The organism is Streptomyces sp. NPDC088400 (assembly GCF_044753355.1).
In the GTDB taxonomy this organism is placed as follows: Bacteria; Actinomycetota; Actinomycetes; order Streptomycetales; family Streptomycetaceae; genus Streptomyces.
The window spans coordinates 24,401-48,251 of the sequence record NZ_JBIVMZ010000010.1 but is presented as its reverse complement, the minus strand read 5'-3'; the positions used below and the strand labels follow the sequence as shown (position 1 = coordinate 48,251).

The 23,851-nt window shown below is 72.1% G+C and carries 18 protein-coding genes and 1 pseudogene; 7 read left to right on the top strand and 12 right to left on the bottom strand.

From position 1 onward, the window contains the following. Positions 1–52: 52 nt before the first annotated feature. The 3 genes from ACIQD6_RS24355 to ACIQD6_RS24345 form a co-directional block, all read right to left on the bottom strand. On the bottom strand, positions 53–1,513 hold the full coding sequence (locus tag ACIQD6_RS24355) for a glutamate synthase subunit beta (RefSeq protein WP_401885673.1): 1,461 nt from the start codon (positions 1,511–1,513) through the stop codon (positions 53–55). Further along, complete coding sequence (gene gltB, locus ACIQD6_RS24350) at positions 1,506–6,104, bottom strand: glutamate synthase large subunit (RefSeq protein ID WP_401885672.1); 4,599 nt, start codon at positions 6,102–6,104, stop codon at positions 1,506–1,508. The genes ACIQD6_RS24355 and gltB overlap by 8 nt, the downstream gene beginning before the upstream one ends. Positions 6,105–6,593: 489 nt before the next feature. Next, entirely contained in the window at positions 6,594–7,322 is a 729-nt protein-coding gene (locus ACIQD6_RS24345) for a VIT1/CCC1 transporter family protein (RefSeq protein ID WP_401885669.1), read from the bottom strand. 320 nt (positions 7,323–7,642) lie between these two features. Between ACIQD6_RS24345 and ACIQD6_RS24340 the strand changes: the two genes are divergently transcribed. The 7 genes from ACIQD6_RS24340 (at position 7,643) to ACIQD6_RS24310 (ending at position 15,987) form a co-directional block, all read left to right on the top strand. Beyond that, complete coding sequence (locus ACIQD6_RS24340) at positions 7,643–8,668, top strand: ADP-ribosylglycohydrolase family protein (protein ID WP_401885667.1); 1,026 nt, start codon at positions 7,643–7,645, stop codon at positions 8,666–8,668. 191 nt (positions 8,669–8,859) lie between these two features. Next, complete coding sequence (locus ACIQD6_RS24335) at positions 8,860–10,464, top strand: ADP-ribosylglycohydrolase family protein (protein WP_401886175.1); 1,605 nt, start codon at positions 8,860–8,862, stop codon at positions 10,462–10,464. Further along, positions 10,376–11,635: an ADP-ribosylglycohydrolase family protein gene (locus ACIQD6_RS24330; RefSeq protein ID WP_401886172.1), complete on the top strand. Its 1,260-nt coding sequence runs from the start codon at positions 10,376–10,378 to the stop codon at positions 11,633–11,635. The genes ACIQD6_RS24335 and ACIQD6_RS24330 overlap by 89 nt, the downstream gene beginning before the upstream one ends. Continuing rightward, the gene (locus ACIQD6_RS24325; protein WP_401885665.1) at positions 11,632–13,092 is read left to right on the top strand and encodes an ADP-ribosylglycohydrolase family protein; all 1,461 of its coding nucleotides are present in this window, start codon (positions 11,632–11,634) and stop codon (positions 13,090–13,092) included. The genes ACIQD6_RS24330 and ACIQD6_RS24325 overlap by 4 nt, the downstream gene beginning before the upstream one ends. Further along, positions 13,089–13,973, top strand: a complete 885-nt coding sequence (rbsK, locus tag ACIQD6_RS24320) for a ribokinase (protein ID WP_401885664.1) — start codon at positions 13,089–13,091, stop codon at positions 13,971–13,973. Before ACIQD6_RS24325 ends, rbsK begins: the two co-directional genes overlap by 4 nt. Beyond that, positions 13,970–15,196 (top strand): CaiB/BaiF CoA transferase family protein, encoded by a 1,227-nt coding sequence (locus ACIQD6_RS24315; protein ID WP_401885663.1) that lies wholly within the window; start codon positions 13,970–13,972, stop codon positions 15,194–15,196. The genes rbsK and ACIQD6_RS24315 overlap by 4 nt, the downstream gene beginning before the upstream one ends. Then, positions 15,193–15,987 carry an HpcH/HpaI aldolase/citrate lyase family protein gene (locus ACIQD6_RS24310; protein ID WP_401885661.1) on the top strand — a complete coding sequence of 265 codons (795 nt, stop codon included), beginning with the start codon at positions 15,193–15,195 and terminating at the stop codon, positions 15,985–15,987. Before ACIQD6_RS24315 ends, ACIQD6_RS24310 begins: the two co-directional genes overlap by 4 nt. Positions 15,988–16,365: 378 nt before the next feature. Here ACIQD6_RS24310 and lgt read toward each other — a convergent pair. From lgt to ACIQD6_RS24265, 9 genes and pseudogenes are all read right to left on the bottom strand, one after another. Continuing rightward, positions 16,366–17,176 (bottom strand): annotated as a pseudogene (lgt, locus tag ACIQD6_RS24305) (prolipoprotein diacylglyceryl transferase); the annotation flags it as partial. A gap of 69 nt (positions 17,177–17,245) precedes the next feature. After that, the gene (locus ACIQD6_RS24300; RefSeq protein ID WP_401885659.1) at positions 17,246–18,127 is read right to left on the bottom strand and encodes a DsbA family protein; all 882 of its coding nucleotides are present in this window, start codon (positions 18,125–18,127) and stop codon (positions 17,246–17,248) included. Positions 18,128–18,238: 111 nt separating this feature from the next. After that, positions 18,239–19,051, bottom strand: coding sequence for a tryptophan synthase subunit alpha (gene trpA, locus ACIQD6_RS24295; protein ID WP_401885656.1), 813 nt, complete (start codon positions 19,049–19,051; stop codon positions 18,239–18,241). Then, positions 19,048–20,283: a tryptophan synthase subunit beta gene (gene trpB, locus ACIQD6_RS24290; protein ID WP_401885654.1), complete on the bottom strand. Its 1,236-nt coding sequence runs from the start codon at positions 20,281–20,283 to the stop codon at positions 19,048–19,050. Before trpB ends, trpA begins: the two co-directional genes overlap by 4 nt. A gap of 471 nt (positions 20,284–20,754) precedes the next feature. Continuing rightward, complete coding sequence (gene trpM, locus ACIQD6_RS24285) at positions 20,755–20,958, bottom strand: tryptophan biosynthesis modulator TrpM (protein ID WP_401885653.1); 204 nt, start codon at positions 20,956–20,958, stop codon at positions 20,755–20,757. Between the two features lie 8 nt (positions 20,959–20,966). Beyond that, positions 20,967–21,776 carry an indole-3-glycerol phosphate synthase TrpC gene (gene trpC / locus ACIQD6_RS24280; RefSeq protein ID WP_401885650.1) on the bottom strand — a complete coding sequence of 270 codons (810 nt, stop codon included), beginning with the start codon at positions 21,774–21,776 and terminating at the stop codon, positions 20,967–20,969. Between the two features lie 181 nt (positions 21,777–21,957). Continuing rightward, positions 21,958–22,479 carry a DUF2752 domain-containing protein gene (locus ACIQD6_RS24275; protein WP_401886169.1) on the bottom strand — a complete coding sequence of 174 codons (522 nt, stop codon included), beginning with the start codon at positions 22,477–22,479 and terminating at the stop codon, positions 21,958–21,960. A gap of 131 nt (positions 22,480–22,610) precedes the next feature. Beyond that, positions 22,611–22,922 carry an HGxxPAAW family protein gene (locus ACIQD6_RS24270; protein ID WP_401885647.1) on the bottom strand — a complete coding sequence of 104 codons (312 nt, stop codon included), beginning with the start codon at positions 22,920–22,922 and terminating at the stop codon, positions 22,611–22,613. A 173-nt stretch (positions 22,923–23,095) separates the two neighbouring features. After that, a complete protein-coding gene (locus ACIQD6_RS24265) occupies positions 23,096–23,788 on the bottom strand; it encodes a TIGR02234 family membrane protein (protein WP_401885644.1) in 693 nt (230 codons plus the stop codon). Positions 23,789–23,851 lie beyond the last annotated feature (63 nt).

The window sequence follows — 23,851 nt, the reverse complement described above, 5'->3', positions numbered from 1 at the left end:
TGAAAGGAACAGCTGTTGTTGTGCTTGTGCTTGTGCTTGTGCGACGGGTCGGTCAGGCGGTCAGCGCGCGGTCCGTCGGCCGGATCGGCGACGGCAGGTCGCTGGCCCCGGTCAGGAAGCGGTCCACACCGCTCGCCGCCGAGCGGCCCTCGGCGATCGCCCACACGATCAGGGACTGGCCACGGCCCGCGTCACCGGCGACGTACACGCCGGGAACGTTGGTCGCGAACTCCCCGTCACGGGCGATGTTGCCGCGCGCGTCCAGCTCCAGGCCGAACTGCTCGACCAGGCCGTTCGCCTGGTCCGTGCCGGTGAAGCCCATCGCGAGCGTGACCAGTTGGGCCGGGATCTTCCGCTCGGTGCCGGGCTTCGGCGCCGGCTTGCCGTCCTTGAACTCCACCTCGACGAGGTGCAGGAACTGGACGTTGCCGTCCTCGTCGCCCTCGAAGTGGGTGGTGTTGACGGAGTAGACCCGCTCACCGCCCTCCTCGTGCGCGGAGGTGACCTTGTAGAGCATCGGGAAGGTCGGCCACGGCTGGTGCGGGGCACGCTCCTCGCCGGGCTTCGGCATGATCTCCAGCTGGGTGACCGAGGCGGCACCCTGGCGGTGGGCCGTACCGACACAGTCCGCACCGGTGTCGCCGCCGCCGATGACCACGACGTGCTTGCCCTCCGCGGTGATCGGGGAGACGGTCAGGTCGCCCTCCTGCACCTTGTTGGACAGCGGCAGGTACTCCATCGCGAAGTGGATACCGTTCAGCTCACGGCCCGGGACGGGCAGGTCGCGCGAGACGGTGGCACCGGCCGCGATGACGACCGCGTCGTACCGCTTGCGCAGCTTCGCCGCGTCGACGTCCCGGCCGATCTCGGTCTCCGTACGGAACTTGGTGCCCTCCGCGCGCATCTGCTCGATACGGCGGTTGATGTGCACCTTCTCCATCTTGAACTCGGGGATGCCGTACCGCAGCAGGCCACCGATCCGGTCGGCACGCTCGTACACCGCGACGGTGTGGCCGGCCCGGGTCAGCTGCTGGGCGGCGGCCAGTCCGGCCGGGCCCGAGCCGATCACGGCGACGGTCTTGCCGGAGAGCCGCTCCGGGGGCTGCGGGGTGACGTCGCCGCTGTCCCACGCCTTGTCGATGATGGAGACTTCGACGTTCTTGATGGTGACGGCGGGCTGGTTGATGGCGAGCACGCACGCGGACTCACAGGGCGCCGGGCAGAGGCGTCCGGTGAACTCCGGGAAGTTGTTGGTGGCGTGCAGGCGCTCGCTCGCCGCCGTCCAGTCCTCGCGGTACGCGTAGTCGTTCCACTCGGGGATCAGGTTTCCGAGCGGACAGCCGTTGTGGCAGAACGGGATGCCGCAGTCCATGCAGCGGCCGGCCTGCTTGCTGATGATCGGGAGCAGCGAGCCCGGAACGTAGACCTCGTTCCAGTCCTTGACGCGCTCCTCGGCGGGGCGGGTCTCGGCGACCTCGCGCCCGGTGGTGAGGAAGCCCTTCGGGTCAGCCATTGGTCGCCGCCTCCATCATCTTCTCGGTGGTCTCGGTCTCCGAGAGACCGGCCAGCTCGGCGGCGTCCTTGGCGGCGAGCACTGCCTTGTACGTGGTCGGGATGATCCTGCTGAAGCGGTCCACCGCGGTGTCCCACTCGGCGAGCAGCTTCTCCGCGACGGTGGAGCCCGTCTCTTCCTGGTGGCGGCGCACCACGTCGTGCAGCCACTCCTTGTCGGCGGGGTCGAGGGGCTCGACGGCCGCCAGGTTCCCGGCGTTGACGTTGTCCGGGTCGAGGTCGATGACGTACGCGATGCCGCCGGACATACCGGCCGCGAAGTTGCGTCCCGTCTCGCCCAGGACCACGGCGTGGCCACCGGTCATGTACTCGCAGCCGTGGTCGCCCACGCCTTCGGAGACGACCGTGGCGCCGGAGTTGCGGACGCAGAAGCGCTCGCCGGTACGGCCGCGCAGGAACAGTTCGCCGGCGGTCGCGCCGTAGCCGATGGTGTTGCCGGCGATGGTGGAGTACTCGGCGAGGTGCTCGGCGCCGCGGTCCGGGCGGACGACGACCCGGCCGCCGGAGAGGCCCTTGCCGACGTAGTCGTTGGCGTCGCCCTCCAGGCGCAGGGTCACACCGTTCGGCAGGAAGGCGCCGAAGGACTGGCCCGCGGAGCCGGTGAAGGTGATGTCGACGGTGTCGTCGGGCAGACCGGCACCGCCGAACTTCTTGGTCACCGCGTTGCCGAGCATGGTGCCCACGGTCCGGTTGATGTTCCGGATGGAGACCTGGGCGCGTACGGGCTGGGCGGCCTCGGCGCTGTCGGCGTTCAGGGCGTCGGCGGCGAGCTTGATCAGCTCGTTGTCGAGGGCCTTCTCCAGACCGTGGTCCTGGTCGGTGGTCCGGTGGCGCGGGGCGTTCTCGGGCAGCGCGGGCACGTGGAAGAGCGGCTTGAGGTCGAGCCCCTGGGCCTTCCAGTGGTTCACGGCCCGCTCGGTGTCGAGCAGTTCGGCGTGGCCCACGGCCTCTTCGATGCTGCGGAAGCCCAGCTCGGCGAGGATCTCGCGGACTTCTTCGGCGATGAACTGGAAGAAGTTGACGATGTACTCGGCCTTGCCGGAGAACCGCTCGCGCAGCACCGGGTTCTGGGTGGCGATGCCGACCGGGCAGGTGTCCAGGTGGCAGACGCGCATCATGACGCAGCCGGAGACGACGAGGGGCGCGGTCGCGAAACCGAACTCCTCGGCGCCGAGCAGCGCGGCGATGACGACGTCACGGCCGGTCTTGAGCTGACCGTCGGTCTGCACGACGATGCGGTCGCGCAGGCCGTTGAGCAGCAGCGTCTGCTGGGTCTCGGCGAGGCCCAGCTCCCAGGGACCGCCCGCGTGCTTGAGGGAGGTGAGCGGCGAGGCGCCCGTACCGCCGTCGTGTCCGGAGATCAGGACGACATCGGCGTGTGCCTTGGAGACACCCGCGGCGACCGTGCCGACGCCGACCTCGGAGACCAGCTTCACGTGGATGCGGGCCTGCGGGTTGGCGTTCTTGAGGTCGTGGATCAGCTGGGCGAGATCCTCGATGGAGTAGATGTCGTGGTGCGGCGGCGGGGAGATCAGGCCGACGCCGGGGGTGGAGTGCCGGGTCTTGGCGACCCACGGGTAGACCTTGTGGCCGGGCAGCTGGCCGCCCTCGCCGGGCTTGGCGCCCTGGGCCATCTTGATCTGGATGTCGTCCGCGTTGACCAGGTACTCGCTGGTGACGCCGAAGCGGCCGGAGGCGACCTGCTTGATGGAGGAGCGGCGGGCCGGGTCGTAGAGCCGGTCCGCGTCCTCGCCGCCCTCACCGGTGTTGGACTTGCCGCCCAGCTGGTTCATGGCGACGGCGAGGGTCTCGTGTGCCTCGCGGGAGATCGAGCCGTACGACATGGCGCCGGTGGAGAAGCGCTTGACGATCTCGGAGGCCGGTTCGACCTCGTCGATGGAGATCGGCTCGCGGCCCTCGGCGAAGTTGAACAGGCCGCGCAGCGTCATCAGCCGCTCGGACTGCTCGTTCACCCGGTCCGTGTACATCTTGAAGATGTCGTAGCGGCGCGAGCGCGTGGCGTGCTGGAGCCGGAAGACGGTCTCCGGGTCGAAGAGGTGCGGTTCGCCCTCGCGGCGCCACTGGTACTCGCCGCCGATCTCCAGCTTGCGGTGGCTCGCGGAGATCCCGGAGGCGGGGTAGCCCTTGGCGTGCCGGGCGGCGACCTCCTGGGCGACGACATCGAGACCGGCGCCGCCGATCTTGGTGGCGGTGCCGTTGAAGTACTTGTCGACGAAGGCCTGGTCCAGGCCGACGGCCTCGAAGACCTGCGCGCCCCGGTAGGAGGCGACGGTGGAGATGCCCATCTTGGACATGACCTTGAGGACGCCCTTGCCGAGGGCGTAGATCAGGTTACGGATCGCCTGCTCGGGCTCCAGGCCCTCGATGAACGTACCGGCGCGTACGAGGTCCTCGACGGACTCCATGGCGAGGTACGGGTTGACGGCGGCGGCGCCGTAGCCGATGAGCAGCGCGACATGGTGCACCTCGCGTACGTCACCGGCCTCGACCAGCAGGCCCACCTGGGTGCGCTGCTTGGTGCGGATGAGGTGGTGGTGCACGGCCGCGGTGAGCAGCAGCGAGGGCATCGGGGCGTGCTCGGCGTCGGAGTGCCGGTCGGAGAGCACGATGAGGCGGGCGCCGCTCTCGATGGCGGCATCGGTCTCGGCGCAGATCTCCTCGATCCGGGCGGCCAGGGCGTCACCGCCACCACCGACCCGGTAGAGGCCGGAGAGCGTCGCGGCCTTCATGCCCGGCATGTCGCCGTCCGCGTTTATGTGGACGAGCTTGGCCAGCTCGTCGTTGTCGATCACCGGGAAGGGCAGCGTGACCGTACGGCAGGACGCGGCGGTCGGCTCCAGGAGGTTGCCCTGCGAGCCGAGCGAGGAGCGCAGCGAGGTGACGAGCTCCTCGCGGATGGCGTCCAGCGGCGGGTTGGTGACCTGCGCGAAGAGCTGGGTGAAGTAGTCGAAGAGCAGCCGGGGCCGGGAGGAGAGCGCGGCGATCGGCGAGTCCGTGCCCATGGAACCGATGGGCTCGGCGCCGGCCCGTGCCATGGGCGCGAGCAGGACGCGCAGCTCTTCCTCGGTGTAGCCGAAGGTCTGCTGGCGGCGGGTGACCGAGGCGTGGGTGTGCACGATGTGCTCACGCTCGGGGAGGTCCTCCAGCTCGATCTCGCCGGCCTCCAGCCATTCCTGGTACGGCTGCTCGGCGGCGAGGGACGCCTTGATCTCGTCGTCCTCGATGATGCGGTGCTCGGCGGTGTCCACGAGGAACATCCGGCCGGGCTGGAGGCGGCCCTTGCGGACGACCTTGGCCGGGTCGATGTCGAGGACGCCGACCTCGGAGGAGAGGACGACGAGTCCGTCGTCGGTCACCCAGTAGCGGCCGGGGCGCAGTCCGTTGCGGTCGAGGACCGCGCCGACCTGGGTGCCGTCGGTGAAGGTGACACAGGCGGGCCCGTCCCAGGGCTCCATCATCGTGGCGTGGAACTGGTAGAACGCGCGCCGGGCCGGGTCCATCGAGTCGTGGTTCTCCCACGCCTCGGGGACCATCATCAGCACGGAGTGCGGCAGCGACCGGCCGCCGAGGTGGATCAGCTCCAGGACCTCGTCGAAAGACGCGGAGTCGGAGGCGTCGGGCGTGCAGACCGGGAAGATCCGGTCCAGCTTGTCGCTGTCTCCCTTGGCCTTGTCGCTCTCCGCCTTGTTGTGGGAGCCGAAGGCGTCGGAGGCGAGCTGGGACTCGCGGGCCTTCATCCAGTTGCGGTTGCCCTGGACCGTGTTGATCTCGCCGTTGTGCGCGACGAAACGGTACGGGTGGGCCAGCGGCCAGCTCGGGAAGGTGTTGGTGGAGAAGCGCGAGTGGACCAGGGAGATGGCCGTCGCGAAGCGCCGGTCGGAGAGGTCCGGGAAGAACGGCTCCAGCTGGCCGGTGGTGAGCATGCCCTTGTAGACGATCGTCCGGGCGGAGAGCGAGGGGAAGTACACCCCGGCCTCACGCTCGGCGCGCTTGCGCAGCACGAACGCCTTGCGGTCGAGGGCGATGCCCGTGCTCGTGCCGTCCGCGACGAACAGCTGGCGGAAGGCCGGCATCGTCGAGCGGGCGGTGGCACCGAGCAGCTCGGGGGCGACGGGGACCTCGCGCCAGCCGAGGACGGTGAGGCCCTCTTCGGCGGCGATCGTCTCGATGCGCGAGACGGCGGCCGTGGCGTCGTCGGCGGGCAGGAAGCCGATGCCGACGGCGTACGCGCCGGCCTCGGGGAGGTCGAAACCGGCGACTTCGCGGAGGAAGGCGTCCGGGACCTGGAGCAGGATTCCGGCGCCGTCGCCGGAGTCGGGCTCGGAGCCGGTGGCACCGCGGTGTTCGAGATTGCGCAGTACGGTCAGCGCCTGCTCAACCAGTGCGTGGCTGGCTACACCGGTAAGGGTGGCCACGAACCCGACACCACAGGCGTCGTGCTCGTTACGGGGGTCGTACATCCCCTGGGGGGCGGGGCGACCATCCATGGGCGACCAGGCGTCGGAACGCATCGGCTCTCCCGTCGTCGTCGTGGCATATGCGATTACCGAGGGACGACGTTGGCCCTCCGCGAAATTTCGTGCAGGTTACATGATGGAAAGCTTCTCGGGAAGCGGATGCAACATTCCACCATGTGGACACCGCTCGTAGCGGTTGATGGGGGGCGCAGACGGACAGATCGTCGTCCGGTCGGCTGGGGCGGCGCGGGCTTCGTTGCCAGCAGCGCCTACGGCTCATGCCCGGTGATTGCGGATTCGAAACCGCCGGGTAACAGCTGTGTGCGGGGCACCACGCTCAGTTTCCCACCGTGGCGGCCGGTACGCCCGAGGACGTATGTCACAGGGTGGGCGCTTCGCCCCTTCGACGCAAGGCTTCGGGAGGGCTTTCCGGCCCGGCCCCCGCACCTGCCCTCCGCGACGGCTTTCCGCGCCGGTCTCCGTACCGCCCCACCCTCCGTCCTCCGTACCGCCGCCGCATCGGACCTCCGCGGCCCGTGCCTGTCAGACCGCCGCGCCGAACAGCGCTCCGAGCCCGTAGGTCAGCGCCGCGGCCGTACCGCCGAGGACCAGCTGCCGCAGCCCGCTGTACCACCAACTGCGCGCGGTCACCCGGGCCACCAGCGCACCGCAGCCGAACAGCCCGATCAGCGCGAGCAGCACCGCCGGCCACAGATCGGTGGCACCGAGCAGGTACGGCAGTACGGGCAGCAGCGCGCCCAGGGCGAACGAACCGAACGACGACACCGCCGCGACCAGCGGGGACGGCAGGTCGTCGGGGTCGATCCCGAGCTCCTCGCGCGCATGGATCTCCAGAGCCTGCTCGGGGTCCTTCGAGAGCTGCTCGGCCACCTCGCGGGCCAGCCCCGGCGTCACACCACGTGATACGTAGAGGGCCGCCAGCTCTTCCATCTCGTCGGCGGGGTGCTTCCTCAACTCCCGCCGTTCCACGTCCAGTTCGGCCTGAACCAGCTCCCGCTGCGAGGCGACCGAGGTGTATTCGCCGGCGGCCATCGAGAAGGCACCGGCCGCGAGGCCCGCGAGCCCGGTGATCACGATGGTCTGCTGGGAGACGGCGCCACCGGCGACACCGGTCATCAGCGCCAGGTTGGAGACCAGTCCGTCCATCGCGCCGAACACCGCGGGACGCAGCCAGCCGCCGTTCACATCGCGGTGCGTGTGATTGTCGCGGTGCGCCTCGTGCAGGGTCGCGTCGGTCTCGATGATGGACATGTCTCTCCTCTTTCCGCGGCGGTGGTTCCGGGCCCGTCGGCGGACCGTTCCGCCCTCACCAACACTTCGAAAGTACGCACGAAAAAACGCTCCCGCCAGCAAGGAAGGCCGTACTTACCTCGCCTGATCCGGCGTCGGCGGAGGTGTCCGTCGCCCTGGCGAGCCGATGCGCTCGGTGGCTGGGAGCCGATGCGCTCGGTGCCTGTGAGCCGATGACCGCTGCCCGTGTCAGCCGGGTGACAGCGACGTTTCCCGGACTCCCCGGCCATCCCGCGTGGCACAGATGCAGCGACAACTGGCTCGCGTGAAAGGGCCACACGATGGAGCTGATCGCCGGCGACCCCGCCTCCGGCGCGACCGCGGTACTCCGCGACCGGGCGCGCGGCGCCCTGCTGGGTCTCGCCGTCGGCGACGCGCTGGGCGCCCCCGCCGAGAACATGCGGCCCTCCGAGATCCGTCGCCGCTGGGGCCGTATCGAGGGATTCGTCGCCGAGAATCCGGCGGGCACGGACGACACCGAGTACGCCATCTTCTCCGGTCTGCTGCTCGCCCGGCACGGCTCGGCCCTGACCGTGGCGCATGTCGAGAAGGCCTGGCACCACTGGCTCGCCGACCTCGACGAGGGCCCGTTCCGGGGAGCGGGCTTCAGCGAACGCGGCACGCTGGAGAACCTCCGGCGCGGCCTCGCCGCGCCGATCACCGCCCAGCACCGGCACGCCTGGAGCGACGGGCTCGCGATGCGGGCGGCCCCCTTCGGTGTCTTCGCGGCGGGCCGGCCGAGCGAGGCCGCGCGGCTGGTCGCCGTCGACGGCCGGGTCAGCCATGACGGCGAGGGCATCTACGGGGGCCGGGCGGTGGCGGCCGGAGTCGCCACCGCGATGGGCGGCGCCGGACCCGCCGCCGTGATCGCCGCCGCGCTCTCCGTCGTCCCCATGGACTCCTGGACCTCGCGCTCGCTGAGGCGCGCGGTCGTGGCGGCGCAGCGCGACCACCGCGACACCCTCGCGATGGAACGCGCGGTCCGCTCGGCGGTGGTCATCGGCGGCTACCCCTGGACCGACCTGGCCCCGGAGGCGGTGGGCCTGGCCTTCGGCGCCTTCGCGGCGGCCCGCGGTGACTTCCGTACGTCGGTGCTGACCGCGGTCAACATGGGCCGCGACGCCGACACCACCGCGGCGGTCGCGGGCGCCCTGGCCGGGGCGCTGTCGGGGGTCGGGGCGATCCCTCCCGATTGGGCCTCGGTCATCGGCCCGGTACGGGGCAGCTGCCTCCCGTCGATGCGCGGCTACCACGTCCTGGACATCGCGGACCTGCTCACACCGGACGACGAAGAGGCCACGGCATGACAAGCACGGGACGGGACCACGAGCCCCGCCAGGCAGCGCAGTCACACAACACACCGCAGACACAGCAGGCACCACAGACACCACAGACACCACATGCGGTGGACACACGACTGACACCGCATACACCGCACACCGCACACGCACCGCAGGTCCGGGCGGCCGGACCGGTACGCGCCGTACCCGAAAGCACCGTGCCGCCTCCCTGTGGAGAGGGCACGCCCCCCACCCGGGCCGGCCTCTTCACCCCGGGCACCCCGGGCACCCCTGGCATCTCCGAAACCCCGGGCGCCCCTGCCCGCCCCTCTGGCACCTCGACCACCGGCCCCCGGTCCCCGTCGGCGGCGGCCGGTGCGTCCCGGGCTCCGGCGTCGGCCGGCACACTGCCCGCACCCGGCACGGGCGCGAGCCGCCCCGCGAGCGGCGGGCAGCGGGTTCCGTACCGAGTGGGCACCGGCACAGACACGCCCCGCGCGTCGGCCGACGAAGGCATCCCCACCCACGTCCCCACCCACGAGCCCCTGCGCCGTATCGAGGGACTGCTCCTCGGGCTCGCCTCCGGGGACGCCGCAGGGTGGCCCGCCGCGCGGCACCGGGCGGCGCGGATGCCCGAGTGGACCCGGCGGCTCACCCGGGAGCTGGACACCTTCGCCGAACAGAACGCGACCACCACCCTCCCTGTCCCCATCGCGCTCAACCAGCCGCCCGAGCCGCTCAAGCTCGGCCCCTCCGACGACGCCGAGTGGGCCGCCTTCACCGCCGAGTCCGTACTCGCGGCCGCAGGCGAGCCCTTCCACGGGCTCACCGCCGACCGCCGGCTGCGCGCGGCCGTCGACCTCGCCTGGAACGCGCTCGCCGACGAGATCGCCGCGGCCGCCGCACGCGCACCGGAGGTCGAGTCGGCCGTCCTGCCCCTGCGGGCCCGGATCTCCGTACGCGCGGGGCTCGGCAATCTCGCCACCGGGCTGCGCCCGCCCGCCACCGGCCATGACAACCCGCACTACTTCGACGACGCGGGGTGCGTACGGGCCGTCGTCCTCGCCGTCGTCCACCCGGGCGACCCGTCGGCCGCCGCCGAACTCGCCGAGTTCGACGCCCGGTACACCCAGGACGGCGACGGGGTGCACGGCGCCCGCGCCATGGCCGCCGCCGTCGCCACCGCGCTCGGCGGCGCGGACACCGAGGCCGCCGTGGACGCCGCTCTCGCCCAGCTCCCCGCGGCCACGGAGATCGGCCGCAACGCCCGCCATGCCCTCAAGCTGGCCAGGGACTTCACCGACGAACCGGCCGGCGCGTTCGCCCTCGTACCGCTGCTGGAGCATCAGATCGTCGACCACGTCTACAGCTACGGCATCGCCGCCGCCGAGACCGTCCCGGTCGCCCTCGCCCTGGCCCTCGCGGCCCGGGGCAGCGTCACCGGGGCGGTGCCCGCCGCCGCGTGCCTCTCCCGGGTCGCCGACTCCGCGCCCGCCCTGGCCGGCGCGCTGACCGGCGCGCTCGGCGGTGGCGACGCCGTGCCCACCGCCTGGCGGGACGCCTGCCGCACCCTGGCGGGCTGTGCGCTCCCCCGGCTCGCCGGGACGGATCTGGTGGAACTCGCCGGGCTGCTGACAGCCACGGAACTGACCGCTCCGGGTGGACAATTCCGACATGACGACACTCGGCACGCCACCGACACCGGCTCAGCCACCGGCCTCGACCGGTCCGGCCATCGGTCCGACACCGGCCTCGGACCCGCCCCCCACGTCCGCCGGTCCCCGGACCTCGGCCGCTCCCACGACGGCGCTCACACTCGCTGACCGGATCGCCGGCTGCCTGATCGGCGCGGCCGTCGGTGACGCGCTCGGCGGTCCGGTCGAGGGGTACTCCGCCGAGCAGATCGTGGAACGGCACGGCGGCCGGGTGTCCGGCGTCGTCGGGCCGTGGAACGAGGACTGGCGTACCGCCCGCCCCCTCGCCCCGTACCACAAGGGCGACGGGCACGTCACCGACGACACCTTGATGACGCATGCGCTGATCAGGGTGTACGGAACCGTCCGCGACCACCTCGACGCCTACGCGGTCGCGGATCATCTCGTCCCCGACCTGATCTCCACGCCGCGCTGGATCCCTGAGCTGGAGGCCGAGGCGCTGCCCCTCCAGCGGATCTTCCTCGCCGAGAAGTGGATGGTCGCCCGGCTGCACTACGGACACGTCGACCCGCGCGAGGCGGGCACCGGAAACATCGTCAACTGCGGTGCGGCGATGTACATGGCACCGGTCGGCCTGGTCAACGCGGCGCATCCGGCCGCCGCGTACGCCGAGGCGATCGATGTGGCGGGCGCGCACCAGTCCTCGTACGGGCGGGAGGCGGCCGGAGTGTTCGCGGCGGCGGTCGCGGCCGCCTGCACCCCGGACGCCACGCCCGCCTCGGTCGTCGAAACGTGTCTCGCCCTCGCGAAGGACGGCACGCGCGCCGCGATCGAGGCGGTGTGCGACGTCGCGGCCCGGCACCGCGAGCCGGAGTCCGCGCAGCGTGGCCTGCGCGACGCGATCGCGCCCTTCGACACGGTCGGCCCGACCTATCGGTCCCCGTCGCTGGGCGCCCGCCGCCCCTCCCGGCTGCACGCGATCGAGGAACTCCCCATCGCACTGGGCATGTTGCTGATCGGAGGGGGTGACTACCGCCGTACGGTGCTCGGTTCGGTCAACTACGGCCGGGACTGCGACTCGATCGCCACGATGAGCGGCGCGCTCGCGGGGGCGCTGGGCGGCGAGAGCGCGGTGCCCGTGGAGTGGTCGGACCGCGTGGCCGAGGCGAGTCGCCTCGATCTGCACGCCCCCGCACGGGAGTTGACGCAGGTCGCGTACGAGGTGTTCACCCGCGACACGGAACGGCGCCGCGCCCACGAAACGGCCTTCACCTACCTGACGGAACCTCATCTGATGTCTGCTCACATGACTGCTCGTCACCTCACGGACGCGCGATGACCGGCCTCCGTGTCACCTGGGTACAGCCCGAGGACCTGATCGGCCATGAGCTGCGCCAGGCCGCGGAGGACGGCCGCGACGCGACGCGGATCGCCCACCGCTGGTACGCGGCGGGCGGTCATCCGGCCCCGGCCCGCTCGGGCGTCTCCCCGGGCCCGGCACCCGCGCGACTGCGCGACCGGGCGGAGGAACTGCTGACCGAACTGGCCGTGATTCCGTCGGTGTTGACGCAGTGGGAGCCGACGGATCTGCCCGCCATCAAGGCCGCGTGCCCGGCCTGGCCGGACGGCCCGACCGACACACCGGCACGCGCCCGTGACACACCGGCCGTCCTCACCCTCCCCCAGCTGCACGCCGCGTGGCTGGGCCGGGCCGCCGGCTGTCTGCTCGGCAAACCCGTCGAGAGGATTCCCCTCCAGGGCATCCGGGCCCTCGCCCGCGCCACCGGCAACTGGCCGCTGCACACCTGGTTCACCGCCGAGGGACTGCCCGCCGAACTGGCCGCCGCGTATCCGTGGAACCGGCGTTCCGCCCCGACCTCGCTCGCCGAGAACATCGACGGGATGCCCGAGGACGACGACCTCAACTACCCCCTACTCAATCTGCTCCTTCTCCAGCGCCACGGCCGGGACTTCACCACCGCCCAGGTGGCCCGGCTCTGGCTGGACGAACTGCCCGCCGGCCGTACGTTCACGGCGGAGCGCGTCGCGTACCGCAACCTGCTCTGCGGGATCGAGCCGCCGGACACCGCCCGGTTCCGTAACCCGTTCCGCGAGTGGATCGGGGCGATGATCCGGGCGGACGTACACGGGTGGACGCATCCCGGCGACCCCGGCGCCGCCGCCGCGCAGGCGCACCGGGACGCGACACTCACCCACACCGCCAACGGGGTGTACGGCGCGATGTTCGTCGCGGCCACCATCGCGGCGGCGGGCCGGAACGCGGAGCACACGGAGTACACGGACGTACACGCCTGCCTGCGGGCCGGCCTCGCCGTCGTACCGCCACGGTCCCGGCTCGCCGAGGCCGTGCGTCTCGGCATCGAGTCCGCCCGCGCTCACGAGGACTTCGAGTCGGTGGTGGACGTGCTCCACTCCGCTCTCGGCCACTACCACTGGGTGCACGCCGTGCCCAACGCGGCGCTGGTCGCCGCCGCCCTCACACATGCCTACGGTGACTTCGACGGCTCCATCTGCCGTGCTGTGTCGGGCGGTTGGGACACCGACTCGAACGGCGCGACGGCCGGTTCGGTGGCCGGGCTGCTGGCCGGCCATCCGGCCCGGCTGTCCGAGCACTGGACGTCCCCGCTGAAGAACCGGCTCGCCACGTCCGTGGGCGGTTTCGACGGCGTCGGCTTCGACGTGCTCGCCGAGCTGACCCGGATCGCCACCCTGCCCCCGCCGTCGGCCCCGGCCATGGCCCGGACACTCACCTCCAGGGAGACGCCCCTCCCATGACCGGCATCGTGGTGCTCGGCAGCACCAACATGGACCTGGTCACGTATGCCGCGCGCGCCCCCGGACTCGGGGAGACCGTCATGGGGCGTGAGTTCCGTACGGTCCCCGGCGGCAAGGGCGCCAACCAGGCCGTCGCCGCCGCCCACGCGGGCGGTGAGGTGGCGATGATCGGCGCGGTCGGCGCCGACGAGTTCGGCGAACGGCTCCGGCACACGCTCGAAGCGTCCGGGGTCGACACCGATCTCCTGCGTACCGTCGAGGGGCCCTCGGGCACCGCCCATGTCGTCGTCGACGACGAGGGCGGCAACGCGATCGTCGTGATCCCCGGCGCGAACGGCACCGTCACCGAACTCGGACCCGGCGACGAGACCCTCATCGCCACCGCCGGAACCCTGCTCCTCCAGCTCGAACTCCCCCTGAGCGCCGTCCTGTCCGGGGCGGCTGCGGCCCACCGCCATTCCGTACGGACCGTCCTCACCCCGGCACCCGCCCAGCCGCTGCCTCCCGGGCTGCTCGCCACCATCGATCTGCTGGTCCCCAACGAGCACGAGGCGGCCGTCATCAGCGGAGTCGCCGACCCGCACGCGGCGGCTCAGGCCCTGCTGCGGCAGGTCCCCGAGGTCGTGATCACCCTCGGCGCCAAGGGCAGTCTGTACGCGGCCCGGGACGCGGATCCCGTCACCGTGCCCGCGCCACAGGTCACCGCCGTGGACACCACCGGCGCGGGCGACACCTTCGTGGGCGCTCTCGTCGTCGCGCTCGGCGAGGGCCGCCCGATGCCCGAGGCCATGCGCTGGGCCTCGGCGGCAGCCGCGCTCTGCGTCCAGCGCCACGGGGCGTCCACCTCCATGCCGTACCGCAGCGAGATCGAGGCCACATGACCGCGCAGGCTCCCACCCACACCGATTCCCCCCACTCGGCCCCGCCCCTGTCCGGCCTGCGCGTCCTCGACCTGGCGACGCTCTTCGCGGGCCCGCTGGCCGCCACCCTGCTCGGGGACTTCGGCGCCGATGTGATCAAGGTCGAGCACCCCACCCGCCCCGACCCGTCGCGCGGACACGGCCCGTCCAAGGACGGGGTGGGCCTGTGGTGGAAGCTGCTCGGCCGCAACAAGCGCACCATCACCCTCGATCTGTCCGCACCGGGCGGCCGGGACCTGCTTCTGCGGCTCGCCGCCGAAACCGATGTGATCATCGAGAACTTCCGGCCCGGCACCCTGGAGCGCTGGGGCCTCGGCTGGGACGAGCTCTCCGCCGCCAACCCCCGGCTCGTCCTGGCCCGGGTCACCGGCTTCGGCCAGTTCGGACCGTACGCCCACCGTCCGGGATTCGGCACGCTCGCCGAGGCGATGAGCGGTTTCGCGGCCGTCACGGGCGAACCCGACGGGCCGCCCACGCTGCCGCCCTTCGGCCTGGCCGACTCGATCGCCGCGCTGGCCACGGCGTACGCGGTGATGACCGCCCTGCACGGGCGGGCCGCGACGGGGCGGGGCCAGGTGGTCGACCTGGCGATCATCGAGCCGATCCTGACCGTCCTCGGCCCGCAGCCGCTCTGGTACGACCAGCTCGGCTACGTCCAGCCCCGTACGGGCAACCGCTCCCGCAACAACGCGCCCCGCAACACGTACCGCACCGCCGACGGCTCCTGGCTGGCGGTCTCCACCTCCGCCCAGTCGATCGCCGAGCGCGTGATGCTGCTGGTGGGCCGCCCCGAACTGACCGGCGAACCGTGGTTCGCCACCGGCAGCGGCCGCGCGGAGCACGCGGACGTCCTGGACGAGGCGGTCGGGGACTGGATGGCCCGCCACACCCGCGACGAGGCCATGGCCGCGTTCGAGAAGGCCGAGGCGGCGATCGCGCCGGTCTACGACATCCGTGACGTGATGGCGGACCCGCAGTTCCGGGCGCTGGACACCGTCACCGAGGTCCCCGACCCCGAGCTGGGCCCGCTCAGAATGCAGAACGTCCTCTTCCGTCTCTCGGAGACCCCGGGCGCCATCCGCTGGGCGGGCCGTCCCCACGGCGCGGACACCGGTACGGTCCTGGCCGAGCTGGGTCTCTGCACGTCCGAGATCTCCGCGCTCCGCGAGGACGGCGCCCTGTGAACACGCCTCTGACCTGGCTGTACGTCCCCGGCGACCGCCCGGAGGTCATGACGAAGGCGCTGTCGTGCGGCGCGGATGTGGTGATCGTGGACCTGGAGGACGCGGTGGCGCCGGACCGCAAGGAGTACGCGCGCGCCGCCACCACCGAGTTCCTGGCCGCGCCGCATCCGGTCCCGGTCCATGTACGGGTCGCGGACGAGCGGGACGTCGCCGCGCTGGCCGCCCTGCCGGGGCTGTCCGGACTCCGGCTGGCGAAGGTCACCCACGCGTCCGACATCCACCGCGTCGCGGTGCGCGCCCCCGACATCGCGCTGTACGCCCTGCTCGAATCGGCCCTCGCCGTGGAACACGCCCACACCATCGCCACCGCCCACCACGCGGTCCGTGGCATCGCCCTGGGCGAGGCGGATCTCCGCGCCGACCTGGGCGTACGGCACGACTCCGGCCTCGACTGGGCGCGCAGCCGGGTCGTGGTCGCGGCCCGCGCGGCGGGCCTGGCGCCACCGGCGCAGTCGGTGTTCCCCGACATCCGGGACCTGGACGGGCTGGCCGCGTCCTGTGTCCACGGCCGCGCGCTGGGCCTGCTGGGCCGGGCGGCGATCCACCCGCGGCAGCTCCCGGTCATCGAGCGGGCGTACCGGCCCACTCCGCGGGAGGTCGAGGAGGCCGAGGAGGTCATCGAGGCGGCCAACGGGGACGAGGGGGCACTGGCACTGGCGGACGGCCGGTTCGTGGACGCGGCGATCGTCGCGGCGGCACGGCGCACGCTCACACTGGCCGCCCGGGGGTAGGCCGGGGCGGGACACCGAGTTCGTCCCGCTTCCGACCGCTCCTCATATGCCGATCGCCGGACAGGCCCTCGGCCCGTCCGGCGATCGTTGAGGCGGTGGGTACGCGCTCCGCACCCGTCACGCTCCGTACCCGTCAGCTCTTCTCGGTCGCCTCGGCGCCCGCCGCAACGCCATCGGCCGGGCCGGGCTTGGCGGTCTTGTCCGCGTCCTTCGGCTTCTCCGCCGAGTCCGATCCGGACTCCGACCCCGAATCCGGCTTTGTTTCCGCGTCCGGCTTCGCGGCCTCAGCCGTGCCCTTGTCCGCAGCGGTGTCGGTGTCCTCGTCCTTGGAGGTGTCCTTGGACGTGCCCTTGGACGTGTCGGCCGCGTCCGACCCCAGCTCCGGCTCCACGATCTCCTCGCGCCCGGGGCGTACCCGCGCCGAGATGATGAGGTACGTGACCGCCAGCAGGAAGACCAGCGCCGCCGTCCAGACGTTCAGCCGCAGGCCCAGGATGTGGTGCGCCTCGTCGACCCGCATGTACTCGATCCAGGCCCGGCCCACGCAGTACGCCGCGACATAGAGCGCGAACACACGGCCGTGTCCCAGCTTGAAGCGGCGGTCGGCCCAGACGACCAGCAGCGCGACGCCCACGCACCACAGCGACTCGTACAGGAACGTCGGGTGGTAGAGACCGGCCTCCCGGTTCGGCCCCGCGCTGATCTTCAGCGCCCAGGGCAGGTCCGTCGGCCTGCCGTACAGCTCCTGGTTGAACCAGTTGCCCCAGCGGCCGATGGCCTGGGCGAGAGCGATCCCGGGTGCGATGGCGTCCGCGTACGCCGGGAGCGGGATTCCGCGGCGGCGGCAGCCGATCCAGGCGCCGACCGCGCCCAGCGCGATCGCGCCCCAGATACCGAGGCCGCCCTGCCAGATCTTGAAGGCGTCGACCCAGTTCTCACCCTCGCTGAAGTACAGCTGGTAGTCGGTGATCACATGGTAGAGACGCCCGCCGACAAGGCCGAAGGGCACGGCCCAGACCGCGATGTCGGCCACTGTGCCGACATTGCCGCCCCGGGCGACCCAGCGCTTGCCGCCGAACCAGACAGCGACGAAGACACCGATGATGATGCAGAACGCGTAGCCGCGCAGCGGGAGCGGTCCAAGATGGAGCACTCCGGTAGCCGGGCTGGGAATGTAGGCAAGGTCCATGGCAGCACCGACGCTACATTGCCGGGCGGGACCCACCGCAACCCACCCGGCAACTTCTCCCTGTCGGGATCAGGCCGGAGGCGTCCCCCCGGGCGTCCCCGGAGCGGGCTCCGAGGCCGGAACGGAGCCGTCCGAGGGCGTGGCCGTCGCCGTCTTCCCGCTCTTGTTGGCCTCGGCTACCCACTTTTTCAGGTTGCCGGGCGTGATGTTCTCGCTGCCCTTCTTCGGGAAGACCGCCTCGCCGTTGAGCCGCACGGTCGGCGTCCCGGAGAATCCGCCCGTCCGGAAGGCCTCGGCGGACCTGTTCACCCAGTCGTCGTGCGTGCCGTCGTCCACACAGCCACGGAAACCGGGCGCCGACTCCAGCCCGTCGACCTTGCCCGCCAGCATCAGGAGATGGCTGTTCTTGGCGAAGGCGTCATCGGTCTCCGCCGGCTGGTTCGCGTACAGCACGTCGTGGTACGGGGCGAACTTTCCGGCGTCCTGGGCGCAGGCCGCCGCATTGGCGGCGCGCAGGGAGCCGCTGCCGCCCATGTTGCCGTCGATGAGCGTGGCGAGGTGGTACTCGACCTTGAGCGCCCCTGCCTTCTCCAGCTGGTGGATCGTGCTCCGGTAGGCGTTCTCGAACTGGGCGCAGGCCGGGCAGCGGAAGTCCTCCCACACCGCGAGCGTGGACGGCGCGTCCTTCGCTCCCACGGTGATCGCCAGGCCGTCCTTGCCGCTCCCCCCCGACGGCGCGCTCGCCGGCCCCGCCGCGCCCGCGGCGCCGCCCTTGTCCTTGCCGACGTTCGCCGCGACCAGGCCGACGACGCCGACCAGGCCGAGGACACCGGCCACCGCGGCCGACACGACCAGGGTGCGCCTGCGCTTGTCGCGGACCTTGTCCGCTTCACGTTCCTGCTGGAGCCGCTCTCTCGCGCTCCTGTTTACCTCACGGTTCTTCTCGCTCACGCCCACAGCAACGAACCGGGGAGGCGCGTACGCACCTCCCCGGTCCCAGGTCCACCCATACGTGTGAGCCGACCCGTCAGCGCTTGCGAACGCGCCCGGCCGGCTCACCCGTCAGCGCTTGCGAACGCCTTCGGCCAGCTCACCCGCCAGCGCGCGCACGGCGGCGACTCCCGCCGCGGCGTCGGGCGCCTCCAGCATCCGCTTCACGAAGGCCGAGCCGACGATCACGCCGTCGGAGAATCCGGCGACCTCGGCCGCCTGCTCGGCGTTGGACACGCCGAGCCCGACGCAGACCGGCAGCTCGGTGGTGGCGCGCGTGCGGCGCACCAGTTCCTGGGCTTCCAGGCCCACCGACGTACGGGTACCCGTGACGCCCATCAGCGAGGCCGCGTAGACGAAGCCGCTGCCCGCCGCCGTGATCTTCGCCAGCCGTTCGTCCCTGCTGCTCGGAGCCACCACGAAGACCGTCGCCAGACCGTTCTTCTCGGCGTGCTCGCGCCACTCCACGGACTCCTCGACGGGCAGGTCGGGCAGGATGCACCCGGCGCCGCCCGCCTCCGCCAGTTCGGTGGTGAAGCGCTCGATGCCGTACCGGTCGATCGGGTTCCAGTACGTCATCACCAGGACGGGCTTGCCGGTTGCCTCGTGCGCCTCGCGGACCGTACGCATCACGTCGGCGATCTTCACCCCGCCCCGCAGCGCGATGTCGTCGGCGCTCTGGATGACGGGCCCGTCGAGCACCGGGTCGCTGTGCGGCAGCCCGACCTCGACGATGTCCGCGCCACCGTCGAAGACGGCCTTCACGGCCTCGATCCCCCCGTCCACGGTGGGAAATCCGGCCGGCAGATAGGCGATCAGCGCGGCCCGGTTCTCCGCCTTCGCGGCGGCCAGGGTGTCGCTCAGCAGCTGAATGTTCCCGCTCACTTCGTGCCCTCGCCGTCGTACAGCCCGAAGTAGCGGGCGGCCGTGTCCATGTCCTTGTCGCCGCGCCCGGAGAGATTGACGACGATCAGCCCGTCCTCACCGAGCTCCTGCCCCAGCTCCAGCGTCCCGGCCAGCGCGTGCGCGCTCTCGATGGCCGGGATGATGCCCTCGGTACGGGAGAGCAGCAGCAGCGCCTGCATCGCGGCGTCGTCGGTGACCGCCCGGTACTCGCCGCGCCCGCTGTCCTTGAGGTACGCGTGCTCGGGGCCGATGCCCGGGTAGTCCAGGCCCGCCGAGATCGAGTACGGCTCGGTGATCTGGCCTTCCTCGTCCTGGAGCACGTAGGACCGCGATCCGTGCAGGATCCCGGGCTCGCCGGCGGTCAGGGTGGCCGCGTGCTCACCGCTCTCGATCCCGTGTCCGGCGGGCTCGCAGCCCACCAGCCGTACGCCCTCGTCGGGGATGAACGCGTGGAAGAGCCCGATCGCGTTGGACCCGCCCCCGACACACGCGACGGCCGCGTCGGGCAGCCGCCCGGCGCGCTCCAGGATCTGCCGCCTGGCCTCGACGCCGATGACCCGGTGGAAGTCCCGCACCATCGCCGGGAAGGGGTGCGGTCCTGCGACGGTCCCGAACAGGTAGTGCGTACGGTCCACATTGGCGACCCAGTCGCGGAACGCCTCGTTGATGGCGTCCTTCAGCGTCCGGCTGCCGGACTTCACGGCGATGACCTCGGCGCCGAGCATGCGCATCCGGGCCACGTTGAGGGCCTGGCGCTCGGTGTCGATCTCGCCCATGTAGATGGTGCATTCGAGCCCGAACAGCGCGCACGCCGTGGCGGTGGCGACCCCGTGCTGGCCGGCGCCGGTCTCGGCGATGACGCGGGTCTTGCCCATCCGCTTCGTCAGCAGCGCCTGACCCAGCACATTGTTGATCTTGTGCGATCCGGTGTGGTTCAGGTCTTCCCTCTTGAGGAACACCCGGGCGCCACCGGCGTGTTCGGCGAACCGCGGGACCTCGGTCAGCGAGCTGGGCCGGCCGGTGTAGTTGACCAGGAGGTCGTCCAGCTCGGCGGAGAACTCCGGATCGGACTTGGCCTTCTCGTACTCGACGGCGACCTCGTCGACCGCGGCGACGAGCGCCTCGGGGATGAACTTGCCGCCGTAGGCGCCGAAGTACCCCGTGGCGCCGGGGACGAGACCCTCGGGGTCAGGAATGAAAAACTCGGACATCGAAGAACGACTCCTCAAGAAAACCAAGGGAAACCAACGGACAGGAACGGGCTGTTGCGCCGCCGGCGACGCCCTGCGGCCGTGCCACGGACGCGGGAGGGCGGGCCTGGAGTGTGCTGAAGGTCTTGGCCGGATCAGCGAGCGGCGTCCCGTGCGTCCAGCTGCGAGGCGGACGGATGCCCGGACAGTGGTGTCCTGTCCGGGGATTCGGCCAACGCGGCAGATGGGCGTGCGGGGCGCCGGGAGCCCGGCATAGGTCTTCAGTGCGCTCCTAAGGTGACCAGTCTCCGGACAGGGAGCGCCGAAGGACGGTGACCACGCGGAGAGGCCGCGTACCGATCACCGCTGAGCGGTCCGGGAACCGGGTCACGCGGGCGTGTCCTCGCGGGGCGCCACGCACCGGAACCGCCCCCGTGTGTCTGTCCGGGAACGGCACCGCGCGGGCACCGCGAAAAAACACCTACGACGCGGTTACGCGCGCCATCGCATTCCGTTGACCTGACCGGGCTCGTCCCCGATCACGTACCGCACCCGCCGCCCGTGCACCCGCCGGGCCGGTGCCCGGCAGCCACGCGGCCGGCACCCCCGCGCCAGCGGAGCGTGCGGCACGCGCGCCGGCACCCCGCCCGGGCAGTGCCGGGCGCCCGGCACACGGAGAACGACGGCTGTGGACATGGTGGGGGTCAGTCCCGCCCGTGGCGCAGCGCCGGGTGGGCGCCCGCCGCGACGAGGTCGGCCACCGCGGACTTCGGGTCGCGCCCGGTGACCAGCGACTCGCCGACGAGCACCGCGTCGGCCCCGGCGTTGGCATAGGCGATCAGGTCGTGCGGCCCGCGCACCCCGGACTCGGCGATCTTCACGATGCCGGCCGGGATCTCGGGCGCCACGCGCTCGAACGTGGCCCGGTCGACCTTCAGGGTCTTCAGGTCGCGCGCGTTCACACCGATGATCTTCGCTCCGGCGTCGACGGCCCGCTCGACTTCGTCCTCGTCGTGCACCTCGACGATCGGGGTGAGCCCGATCGACTCGGCCCGCTCGATCAGCGAGACCAGCGCCGGCTGCTCCAGCGCGGCGACGATCAGCAGCACCAGGTCGGCGCCGTAGGCGCGCGCCTCCCACAGCTGGTACGAGGTGACGATGAAGTCCTTGCGCAGGACCGGGATGTCGACCTTGGCCCGTACGGCCTCCAGGTCGGCGAGCGAACCGCCGAACCGCCGCTCCTCCGTCAGTACGGAGATGGCGGCGGCGCCGCCCGCCTCGTAGTCGGCGGCGAGCCCGGCCGGATCGGCGATCGCGGCGAGCGCGCCCTTCGACGGGCTGGAGCGCTTGACCTCGCAGATCACCTGGACGCCCTCGGCGCCCAGCGCGGCGACACCGTCCTTGGCCTGGGGTGCCCTGCCCGCGCGCTGCTTGAGCTCGTCGAGGCCGACACGCGCCTGCCGCTCTGCGAGGTCGGCGCGGACGCCTTCGATGATCTCGTCGAGCACACTCACGCGAGGGGCCCCCTTCCGGGACGGTGATGTCGATGCGGCCCCGGTCCTGTCGGACGCGGGCCGTATCACGTACGGATGGTGATCACGTCGGCCGTTGGACCAGGATCAGCCATATCGATGCTATCCGGAAGTGGCCGAAGGACCTGCATCCGGTTGAGCGAGCATGCCACCACCAGGTGCTTCACGGTGCGAGCGACGAGCCGAAGGGCAGATTTCTGATCACCGTGAAAGCCAGGATCACTCCGCCGAGCGCCCACCACCAGACGGGCCTGAGGCCGATCCGTACGGGGAGCCCCTTCCCGGCCCGCACGATCCAGACCGTCCACAGCACGGCGAAGACCGCGTATCCGACGACGGCCGGCGCGTTGGCCCCGAGGGCTCCGGCCAGGTCGCCGTGCGCGACGGCGTGGGCGCTGCGCAGACCGCCGCAGGCTGGGCAGTAGAGGCCGGTGAGGCCGTACAGCGGGCAGACGGGGTAGTGGCCGGTTTCGTTCGGGTCGACCAGCCCCACGTACGTGAAGGCGGCGGCGACCCCGGCGAGGGTGGCGAGCGGCGGGAGGAGCCGGCGGGCGAGCGAGGCCGGTGGCGGGACGGGCCGCCCGGGGCCGACGGGACCGGCGGGGCCCACCGGACCGACCGGGCGCATGGAGTCCGCGGAACTCGTCGGACCCGCACCCGGATCGGGCGCGGCGGGGATTGTCATGGCGTCCACCCGGTGATTGTCACTGCTCCTGCCGGACGACGCAGCCCGGTCCGGAGCTCTCGCCGGACTGCCCTCGGCCGGCTGCTGGTGCCCGTGCGGGGCGGCCGGCCCGGTCGGACGGTCCCGGAGTCTCAGACGGCCTGGGTCTGCGTCTGGGCCTTGGACTGCGCGTGGACCTCCGCGGTCCCGGACTCACCCTGGGACTTGGCCCTCCCGATCTCGGCCCTGGCGCGCGCGATCTCCTCGGACTCCTTGGGCATGCCGAGACCGGCGGCCTTCATCACCATGCCGACGACACCGCCGAGCACGGCGATGACCAGGCCGCCCCAGAACCCGAGCGAGTTCGCCGCCACCATGCAGACTCCCGAGATGCAGAAGCCGATGAAGGAGATGGTGACACCGGTCCAGGCCGCCGGGGTGTGTCCGTGGCTGCTGCCCGCCATGAGTTGCTCCTCGTTGCTGTAGCGCTGCGTGATTCGAGCGCTGTGTGAGTCGGACGCTCAACCGACATTGTCCCGCATGGGCGTACGGCACAGATCCGGGGGGTCGGGGTAGCCGCCGGGTCCGTGCGGCCCTCGGTCACCCGGCGGTCACTCCACGCGCCCCGCCCCTCCGGTCAGCCGTCGCGCGTCGGGTCCTCGCCCCGGTCCAGCGCCTTCCACACGTCCTCGGGACGGTCCGGGTCCACGACGGGTGCCCGGCGGGCGGCGCGCGCCCGTACCCCGCCGTGCTCCCCGGAGTCACCGGACGCGGCGGCGCCGTCGCGCTCGTACCGGCCGGACATCGCGGGCCACTGCCTCCCGTACCGGAGCGCGAGCAGCCCGGCGAGCAGGATCAGCACGCTGCCGGCGGCGGTCACGTACGGCCACCCGGTGTGGCTCAGCGCGTCGATGGTGGCGGCGGTGTCGCCGGTGGTCTTGGCGGCCTTCTCGTCCAGGGCCGTGCTGTCCGACGCCCCGAGGAACGCGGCGGCGGTCGCGCCCGCGCCGCTGAGCGTGAGCAGTACGGAGACGAGCAGCCGCCCCGCCCTGCGGACGGCGAAGACGGCGACGAGCGCCGCGAGGCCGACCACGGCGAGGGCGGCGGGAACGCCGGTGACATCACGGCCGTCGGCGTCGAGCGGTACGGAACCGCCCCCGACGGCCGCGCTGCCCTCGGCCCAGACCTGGCCGGAGGCGATCAGCACGACCGCCGCGCCGACGGCGCCGAGCAACAGCGCCACAGCGAGGCTGCGGCGGCTGCTCGGGGCGTCGGTCGCCGGGGTGGCGGTACGGGGCTGGGATACGGGTACGGCACTCACGCACCCCACTATCCCTCACCGCCCCGCGCGACCCGGGGCCCGGGGGTCCGGGATCCGGGCCGTCTCTTCGGC

Bases quoted from the DNA above. Each gene is read 5' to 3' on its own strand.
- ACIQD6_RS24355 (WP_401885673.1), bottom strand. From the start codon at position 1,513: ATGGCTGACCCGAAGGGCTTCCTCACCACCGGGCGCGAGGTCGCCGAG.
- gltB (WP_401885672.1), bottom strand. From the start codon at position 6,104: ATGCGTTCCGACGCCTGGTCGCCCATGGATGGTCGCCCCGCCCCCCAG.
- ACIQD6_RS24345 (WP_401885669.1), bottom strand. From the start codon at position 7,322: ATGTCCATCATCGAGACCGACGCGACCCTGCACGAGGCGCACCGCGAC.
- ACIQD6_RS24340 (WP_401885667.1), top strand. From the start codon at position 7,643: ATGGAGCTGATCGCCGGCGACCCCGCCTCCGGCGCGACCGCGGTACTC.
- ACIQD6_RS24325 (WP_401885665.1), top strand. From the start codon at position 11,632: ATGACCGGCCTCCGTGTCACCTGGGTACAGCCCGAGGACCTGATCGGC.
- rbsK (WP_401885664.1), top strand. From the start codon at position 13,089: ATGACCGGCATCGTGGTGCTCGGCAGCACCAACATGGACCTGGTCACG.
- ACIQD6_RS24315 (WP_401885663.1), top strand. From the start codon at position 13,970: ATGACCGCGCAGGCTCCCACCCACACCGATTCCCCCCACTCGGCCCCG.
- trpB (WP_401885654.1), bottom strand. From the start codon at position 20,283: ATGTCCGAGTTTTTCATTCCTGACCCCGAGGGTCTCGTCCCCGGCGCC.
- trpM (WP_401885653.1), bottom strand. From the start codon at position 20,958: ATGTCCACAGCCGTCGTTCTCCGTGTGCCGGGCGCCCGGCACTGCCCG.
- ACIQD6_RS24275 (WP_401886169.1), bottom strand. From the start codon at position 22,479: ATGACAATCCCCGCCGCGCCCGATCCGGGTGCGGGTCCGACGAGTTCC.
- ACIQD6_RS24270 (WP_401885647.1), bottom strand. From the start codon at position 22,922: ATGGCGGGCAGCAGCCACGGACACACCCCGGCGGCCTGGACCGGTGTC.